This is a genomic window from Streptomyces xylophagus, assembly GCF_000716435.1.
Lineage (GTDB): Bacteria > Actinomycetota > Actinomycetes > Streptomycetales > Streptomycetaceae > Streptomyces > Streptomyces xylophagus.
Genome location: NZ_JNWO01000034.1, coordinates 72218 through 79962 on the forward strand (window position 1 = coordinate 72218; position 7745 = coordinate 79962).

6 protein-coding genes are annotated in these 7745 nt (G+C 69.7%); 3 read left to right on the plus strand and 3 right to left on the minus strand.

Going from position 1 to position 7745, the window contains the following annotated elements; translation table 11 throughout:
* The first annotated feature begins 191 nt into the window (after nt 1–191).
* Nucleotides 192–1010, plus strand: coding sequence for a hypothetical protein (locus OO70_RS56380; RefSeq protein ID WP_078651806.1), 819 nt, complete (start codon nt 192–194; stop codon nt 1008–1010).
* Between the two features lie 13 nt (nt 1011–1023).
* On the opposite strand, the gene disA is transcribed toward OO70_RS56380, so the two are convergent.
* Nucleotides 1024–2148 carry a DNA integrity scanning diadenylate cyclase DisA gene (gene disA / locus OO70_RS44640; RefSeq protein ID WP_043685417.1) on the minus strand — a complete coding sequence of 375 codons (1125 nt, stop codon included), beginning with the start codon at nt 2146–2148 and terminating at the stop codon, nt 1024–1026.
* A gap of 82 nt (nt 2149–2230) precedes the next feature.
* Nucleotides 2231–3640: a DNA repair protein RadA gene (gene radA, locus OO70_RS44645; protein WP_043685420.1), complete on the minus strand. Its 1410-nt coding sequence runs from the start codon at nt 3638–3640 to the stop codon at nt 2231–2233.
* A 197-nt stretch (nt 3641–3837) separates the two neighbouring features.
* On the opposite strand from radA, the gene OO70_RS44650 reads away from it, so the two are divergent.
* The gene (locus OO70_RS44650) at nt 3838–5544 is read left to right on the plus strand and encodes a BACON domain-containing protein (protein ID WP_043685423.1); all 1707 of its coding nucleotides are present in this window, start codon (nt 3838–3840) and stop codon (nt 5542–5544) included.
* Between the two features lie 4 nt (nt 5545–5548).
* Here OO70_RS44650 and OO70_RS44655 read toward each other — a convergent pair whose 3' ends face one another.
* On the minus strand, nt 5549–6319 hold the full coding sequence (locus tag OO70_RS44655; protein ID WP_051742190.1) for a hypothetical protein: 771 nt from the start codon (nt 6317–6319) through the stop codon (nt 5549–5551).
* Between the two features lie 206 nt (nt 6320–6525).
* Between OO70_RS44655 and OO70_RS44660 the strand changes: the two genes are divergently transcribed.
* The gene (locus OO70_RS44660) at nt 6526–7464 is read left to right on the plus strand and encodes a Ppx/GppA phosphatase family protein (protein WP_043685430.1); all 939 of its coding nucleotides are present in this window, start codon (nt 6526–6528) and stop codon (nt 7462–7464) included.
* Nucleotides 7465–7745: the final 281 nt, after the last annotated feature.

The window sequence follows — 7745 nt, forward strand, 5'->3', positions numbered from 1 at the left end:
TTGCCTACCAACGTGCTCGTGTTGACGCGCCAACCGCTGCGGGCGGACACCCCCCGACACGGCCCCTTCTCGCCGTACGCGGCCGACTGCCCGCTCCACAACTCCCTTACCGGGATGATGATCCGGAAAAGTTGGGGCTGGGGCGGCGGGTGGGGCGAGGTAACTCGCCGATCTCTCGTACAGTTTGCGCCGTGGGATCTCTGCGCAATCCGGTCGGGCCGCTTCCCTCCTCCATCTATTGGCGACGGAGGGTCCTCATGGTGTCCGTGGTCGCCCTGTTGGCACTGCTGATCACCTGGATCGTCACGTCGGGTGGCGGGGGCGGTAAGAACGGTGCGGATGGGGCGAAGAACGGTAAGACGCCCGCCCCTACGATCACTGCTGGGCCGTCGGGATCTGGTCCCGCGATCAGTCAACACCCCGGCGGACGTGATGAGTCGGGCAGCAGCGGTGGTAGTGGTTCTGGTTCGAGTGCGGGATCAGGTGACAGTGACTCCGGTGGTTCCGGTGGGGCCGAGACCGGCAGCGGTAGTGGTGGTACTGGCTCCGCTGGTGGGTCCAACGGTGGTACGAGTACAGGGACTACGGTGCCTGCCGATTCGACCCTCCCGAACTGCACTGCCAGTGCTGTGCAGTTGAGTCTGCGTAGTCTGCACAACTCTTACTCGCCGGATCAGGTGCCTACTTTTGTGCTGACCGCCAAGAACTCGTCGAGCAGTGACTGCAAGGTTGATCTCGGGCCCAAGAGTGCGGTGTTGACGATCACGGAGGCGGGAAGCAGTTCCGGGTATTGGTCGTCCGCTGATTGTCCGAAGAGTGCTGGAAGTGTGTACTACCGGGTGTCTGCGGGGAGCAGCGTCACCTACACGTTGAAGTGGGATCGCAAGCCGAGTGCGCCTGAGTGCGCTACTCCGCCGGCTGGTTCGGCTGGGGCTGGGACCTATTTGGTCGAGGCTCAGGCTTCTGGGTTCGCCAAGGCGCAGATCTCGTTTGTTCTGGCTAGTGACTGACTGGCGGCGGGGGTTAGACGTAGCGCTCCAGGATTGACGATTCCGCCAGGCGGGACAGGCCCTCTCGTACGCTTCTTGCCCTTGCTTCGCCTACGCCGTCGACTGTTTGGAGGTCGTCGACGCTTGCTGCCAGGAGTTTTTGTAGGCCGCCGAAGTGCTCCACCAGGCGGTCGATGATCGCGCCGGGGAGGCGCGGGACCTTGGCCAGGAGGCGGAAGCCGCGGGGGGAGACCGCCGAGTCGAGGGCCTCGGGGGAGCCTGTGTAGCCCAAGGCGCGGGCCACGGTGGGGAGTTCTAGGAGTTCCGCGTGGGAGAGGGCGTCCAGTTCGGCCAGGGCCTCGTCCACCGTGCGGGAGCGTTTGGCCGTGGGTTCGGGGACGTAGTCGCGTACTACCAGTTCGCGTTCCGGTTCTACGCCTGCGATCAGTTCCTCGAGTTGGAGGGCCAACAGGCGGCCGTCTGTGCCTAGTTCGACTACGTATTCCGCGATCTCTGTGGCGATCAGGCGGACCATTTCCAGGCGTTGGACCACTGCCGAGACGTCTCGGACTGTTACCAGGTCCTCGATCTCGAGGGCTGACAACGTTCCCGCCACCTCGTCCAGGCGGAGCTTGTAGCGCTCCAGGGTGGCGAGGGCCTGGTTCGCTCGGGAGAGGATCGCTGCCGAGTCCTCCAGGACGCGGCGCTGGCCGTCCACGTAGAGGGCGATCAGGCGCATTGACTGGGAGACGGAAACGACGGGGAAGTCGACTTGTTTGCTGACCCGGTCGGCGGTGCGGTGCCGGGTGCCTGTCTCTTCGGTGGGGATGTTGGGGTCGGGGACCAGTTGGACGCCCGCTCGGAGGATCTTCGAGAGGTCGGACGACACTACGATGCCGCCGTCCAGCTTGCAGAGTTCGCGCAGGCGGGTGGCCGTGAACTCCACGTCCAGGATGAAACCGCCGGTGCACATCGCTTCTACGGTCTTGTCGGAGCCGAGCACGATGAGTCCTCCCGTGTTGCCGCGGAGGATTCGTTCCAGGCCGTCGCGCAGGGCCGTGCCGGGTGCCACGGCGCTCAGGGAGGCGCGCATCAGGCCATCGGCACCGGAGCTCCCGCCGGACTTTCCGGGAGCTGACGCCCGGTCGTTGGCTGCCACTGCACTCCTCGGGTCGCAGGTTCTTCTGGTGCTCCCGTTTCGCACACTCTGTTCGCATGGACGGGCGAGACCAGGGCAAAGTCTACCGGCGGTCCTCGTCGTCCCGTGGGGCCTCTCGCTTACGGGAGCGCGGAAGGACCCGGAGAGCGTCTCCTATGTCGGCTACTTCGAGGACCTTCATGCCGGCCGGGATCTTGCCCGGGTCGCCCGGAACGAGGGCGTGGGTGAAGCCCAGGCGGTGTGCTTCGGAGAGCCTGCGCTGGACGCCCGTGACCCGTCTGACCTCGCCCGCGAGGCCCACTTCGCCGATCGCGACCAGGTTCTTGGGGAGGGGGGTGTCGCTCGCCGCGGAGGCCAGGGCGAGGGCGATGGCCAGATCTGCCGCCGGTTCTGAGAGTTTTACGCCGCCGACCGTTGCGGAGTAGATGTCTCGCTTGCCGAGAGCGCTGATTCTGCCTCGTTGTTCCAGGACCGCGAGCATCATCGAGACGCGGGAGGTTTCCAGGCCTGAGGTGGTGCGGCGGGGGGAGGGGATCTGGGAGTCGACCGTGAGGGCCTGGACTTCGGCCACCAAAGGGCGGCGGCCTTCCAGGGTGACCGTCAGGCAGGTGCCGGGGACCGGCTCCGCGCGGCGGGTCAGGAACAGGCCGCTCGGGTCGGCCAGGCCAGTGATGCCCTCGTCGTGCAGCTCGAAGCAGCCGACCTCGTCGGTCGTGCCGTAGCGGTTCTTGACGCCCCGTACGAGGCGCAGGCGTGCGTGGCGGTCACCCTCGAAGGAGAGGACCACGTCCACCAGGTGTTCTAGGAGGCGTGGGCCCGCGATTGCCCCGTCTTTTGTGACATGGCCTACGAGGAGGGTGGACATGCCTCGCTCCTTGGAGGCGCGGATCAGGGCGCCGGCGACCTCGCGGACCTGGGCCATGCCGCCGGGTGCGCCGTCGATCTCCGGGGAGGCCACCGTCTGTACGGAGTCCAGGATCAGGAGTGAGGGCTTCACCGCGTCCAAGTGGCCCAGGATCGTGGCCAGATCGGTCTCGGCGGCGAGGTAGAGGTGGTCGTCGATCGCTTTGATGCGGTCGGCGCGCAGGCGGACCTGGCTCGCCGATTCTTCGCCTGTCACATAGAGCGTGCGGTGCTCTTCGCTCGCCGACTTGGCTGCCACGTCGAGGAGCAGGGTCGACTTTCCTACGCCCGGTTCGCCCGCGACGAGGACCACCGCTCCGGGGACCAGGCCGCCGCCGAGCACCCGGTCCAGCTCGGGCACGCCGGTCGAGCGTGCGGTGGCCTGGCGGCCGTCGACCTGGCCGATGGGTACGGCGGATGTCGTGACGCGGCCGGGGGCGGTGGTGCGGACGGCGGGCGCGCCGTACTCCTCGACCGTCCCCCATGCCTGGCACTCGGAGCAGCGGCCGAGCCACTTGGCCGTCTGCCAGCCGCACTCGGTGCAGCGGTAGGACGGACGGTCCTTGGTGGTCTTCGTACGGGCAGCCATGCGTGAACCGTAACCGGCGGGACTGACAAGGCGGTCGGCGGACGGAGTGGTGTGGTTCGGTATCCGGCCACCGGCGTCGGGATCGAGCCAGGGAAGCGGGGGTTCCTGTCCCCTATTGAGGGATCGTTTCACCCGTACGGATTAAAAGTGCTCAAGGGGGCGGAAGGGGGCATCGCCCGCCGCCTACGGTCGCACGGGTGATGAGCAGCAGTCCGGAGACCTCGACCCGCACCACCGGCGCACACCGGGCGCATCGGGAGGCGCGCGACCGCGCTGCGGCGCGCACGCTGGCGCAGCGCCCGCCCGCGCGCTACGAGCCGTATCTGGACGGCCTGTTCACGTACTGCCTGTCCGTGCTGTGCGACCACGACACCGCGACCGCCGCCCTGGGGGACGTGCTGGCGTTGGCCGAACGCCGGGGCGCGCGTGTGCCGGAGACGGCGGGGGACCGTCGCGCCTGGCTCTACGCGCTGGCCCGCTGGGCGTGTCTGCGCAAGCTGGCTGAGGCCAAGCAGAAACGTCAGGGCACCCACGCCGTGGGCCGGGTCGAGGCCGAGGAACCTGTCGTATCCGAGGAGCTGCGTGAGTCGCGGCGGCGTGAACTCGCCCTGCTCGCCTGGCCGGAGGCCGCCGGGACCACCCCGGAGCAGCGCGAGGCGCTCGAACTCGCCGTGCGCCATCGGCTCGCCGCCCACGAGGTCGCCGCCGTCCTCGGGATGGACCTCGCCGCCACCCGGGAACTGCTGGCCTCCGCCGCCTGCGAGGTGGAACGCACGCGTGCCGCCCTCGCCGTCGTGGAGACCGGGAGCTGCCCGAGCGTCGCGCGTCTCACCGGCGATCACCAGCTCGTGCTCAGCAGCGCGCTGCGCCGCGAACTCGTCCGGCACGTCGACGACTGCCCGCGCTGCCGTCGTACCGCCGAGCGCGCGGTGCCCGGCAGTTGGCCCGGCGCCAGTGTCACGCCCGCCGAACTGCCCGTCCTGGAGGCGCCCCGCGCGGCCCTGCACGTGGCGATGGCGCACCTCCCACGCGCGCGGGGCAACGCGGCACCCCGCTTCGACCGGCGCGGTTTCCCGATGGACCCCAAGGACCGCGCCGCCCGAAGAGACCGTCTCCGCGCGCGTGCCGTCACGACTACCGTCGTCGCCACCGTCATCGCGGCCCCTGTCCTGGCCCTGTGGGCCGCCTACCGGGGCACACCGACCGGCGAGGGCGTCGACGGCCGGGCCGCCACCGCGAGCGAGGCACACGGGCCCGGCAGCCTGGAGGGCGAGGTCGCGAGCGGCGGCTACGAGAACACCGGCGACGCAGCCACCAGTCCTGGCGGCCGGACCGGCAAGAACGGGAAAAACGATGTCTCTGTAGAGGTCATCAGCGTCACCGGTGCCGGCCAGAAGGGTGCCGGACACCTCGCCGTCTCCGCCGCCAACAGCAGCGACACCACGCTCATCACCCTCACCGCGTCCGGCACGGCCCCGGTCCGCTGGTCCGCGACCACCGCGGCACCCTGGCTCTACCTCAGCCAGTCCTCGGGAACCCTGGCGCCGGGGGAGTCGTTGACGATCAAGGTGTACGTCGACCATCTGCGCGAGCCCTCCGGCCACTGGACCGCGCGCGTGGCCGTCTCACCAGCCGGCGCCGTCGTCTCGATCGACGGCTACGGCACCGCGCCCGCCCCGACCGACTCCGGCAACCCCTCGCACCCCTCGGATCCCGACCCCGGCGGTCCGCCCTCGTCCGGCCCGGACCCGACGCCCACGAGCACGGCCCCGGGCGACCCGACACCGAGCGACCCGCCGCCCTCGTCCGCCGACCCCACCCCGACCCCGACGGACTCGTCGTCCGCCGATCCCGGAGGCTCGACGCCGCCGTCCGACGACGGCGGCGACCCGAGCTCGTCCTGACCCGTCAGCCGACCGGGTCCGCCGGATGCGGTGCCAGCAGCGGGAGTTGCGAGGCCAGGCGCTCCTCGCACAGCTCGACCAGGCGGTCGTAGCCGGCCTTGCCCATCAGCTCGGTCAGCTCCGGGCGGTAGGACACGTACACCGGGTCGCCCGCGCCGTGCGCCGAGGTCGCCGACGTGCACCACCAGTGCAGGTCGTGGCCGCCGGGACCCCAGCCCCTGCGGTCGTACTCGCCGATCGACACCTGGAGCACGCGTGTGTCGTCCGGCCGGTCGATCCACTCGTACGTGCGCCGCACCGGCAGCTGCCAGCAGACGTCCGGCTTGGTCTCCAGGGGTTCGCGGCCCTCCTTCACGGCGAGGATGTGCAGCGAGCAGCCCGCGCCGCCCGCGAAACCGGGGCGGTTCTGGAAGATGCACGAGCCCTTGTAGGGGCGGGTCTGGCGGTCGCCGTCCTCGTCCTCCGAGGTCCAGCCGTTCTTCGCGCCCTCGTCGTGGTGCTGCCAGATGTCCGGGGTGAGCCTCGCCACATGCCCGGCGACCCGTTTCTCGTCGTCCTCGTCGGAGAAGTGCGCGCCCAGGGTGCAGCACCCGTCGTCCGCGCGGCCCGCCTGGATGCCCTGGCAGCCGCTTCCGAAGATGCAGTTCCAGCGAGAGGTCAGCCATGTCAGATCGCAGCGGAAGAGCTGCTCCTCGTCCGCCGGATCCGGGAACTCCACCCACGCGCGCGCGAAGTCGAGCCCCTTCTCGTCGCCTTTCAGAGCCTTCTTCGACATCTGTGACGTCTTCGGTGACTTCGGTGACTTTGGGGACTCCTGGGGCTTGGCCGACTTCACTGGCGAGGAATCGCCCGGTGATTTGGCCGCCTTGTCGGTCTTCGCCTTTTTCGTCTTTGGCACGCGTCCAGGGTAAGTCGCCGGAGGCGGGCCCAGACACCGCTCCGGGGACCGAGATAGGTGCAGGTGGCAGTAGCGTTCCGTATATGAGACTCGGTGTCCTCGACGTGGGATCGAACACGGTGCATCTGCTGGTGGTGGACGCACACCCGGGCGCGCGCCCGCTGCCCGCGCACTCGCACAAGGTGGAACTGCGCCTTGCCCAACTCCTCGACGACGACGGGGCGATCGGCCCCGAGGGGGTCGACAAACTCGTCGGCGTCGTCGAGGAGGCGTTGCAGGCCGCCGAGGACAAGGGTGTCGAGGAACTCCTCCCGTTCGCCACCTCCGCCGTCCGCGAGGCCAGCAACGCGGACGACGTCCTCGCGCGCGTGCAGACCGAGACCGGCGTCGAACTCCAGGTTCTCACCGGCGCCGAAGAAGCCCGGCTCACCTTCCTCGCCGTCCGCCGCTGGTTCGGCTGGTCCGCCGGCAAGCTCCTCGTCCTCGATATCGGCGGCGGCTCCCTGGAGATCGCCTACGGCATCGACGAGGAACCCGACGCGGCGGTGTCGCTGCCGCTCGGCGCCGGCCGCCTCACCGCCGGCTGGCTCCCCGGGGACCCGCCGGAACCGGACGCGATAAGGGCCCTGCGCCGCCATGTGCGCGCCCAGATCGCCCGTACGGTGGGCGAGTTCAGCCGTTTCGGCGCCCCCGACCACGTGGTCGCCACGTCGAAGACCTTCAAGCAGCTCGCCCGCCTCGCCGGTGCCGCCCGCTCCGCCGACGGCCTCTACGTCCAGCGCGAGCTCAAGCGCGAGTCCCTGGAGGCCTGGGTCCCCCGCCTCGCCGGCATGACCACCGCCCAGCGCGCGGTCCTCCCCGGTGTCTCCGAGGGCCGCGCCGAACAACTGCTTGCCGGCGCGATGGTCGCCGAGGGCGCGATGGATCTGTTCGGCGTGGAGACGCTCGAGGTGTGTCCTTGGGCGCTGCGGGAGGGCGTCATCCTGCGGCGGCTGGATCAGATGCCGTCGGCGTTGGCGTAGGGCCAGCTGTTGCCGTTGCAGTGACGGGGAGGTCATGGCAACCGCCTAAGAGCTCGGTGGGTTCTGTCGAGGGGCGGCTGCGGGTGCGTTGTGGCTGGTCGCGCAGTTCCCCGCGCCCCTTCGAAACGCAGGCCCAGTTCCAGGGGCGCGAGGAACTGCGCGAGCAACCACGAACCACCCGCAGTCACCCGGCAACAGAACCCCCCCAAGGGGCGCGAGGAACTGCGCGACCAGCCCCCACCCACCCGCAGCCGCCCCTCACACGCGAACCCCCATCACCC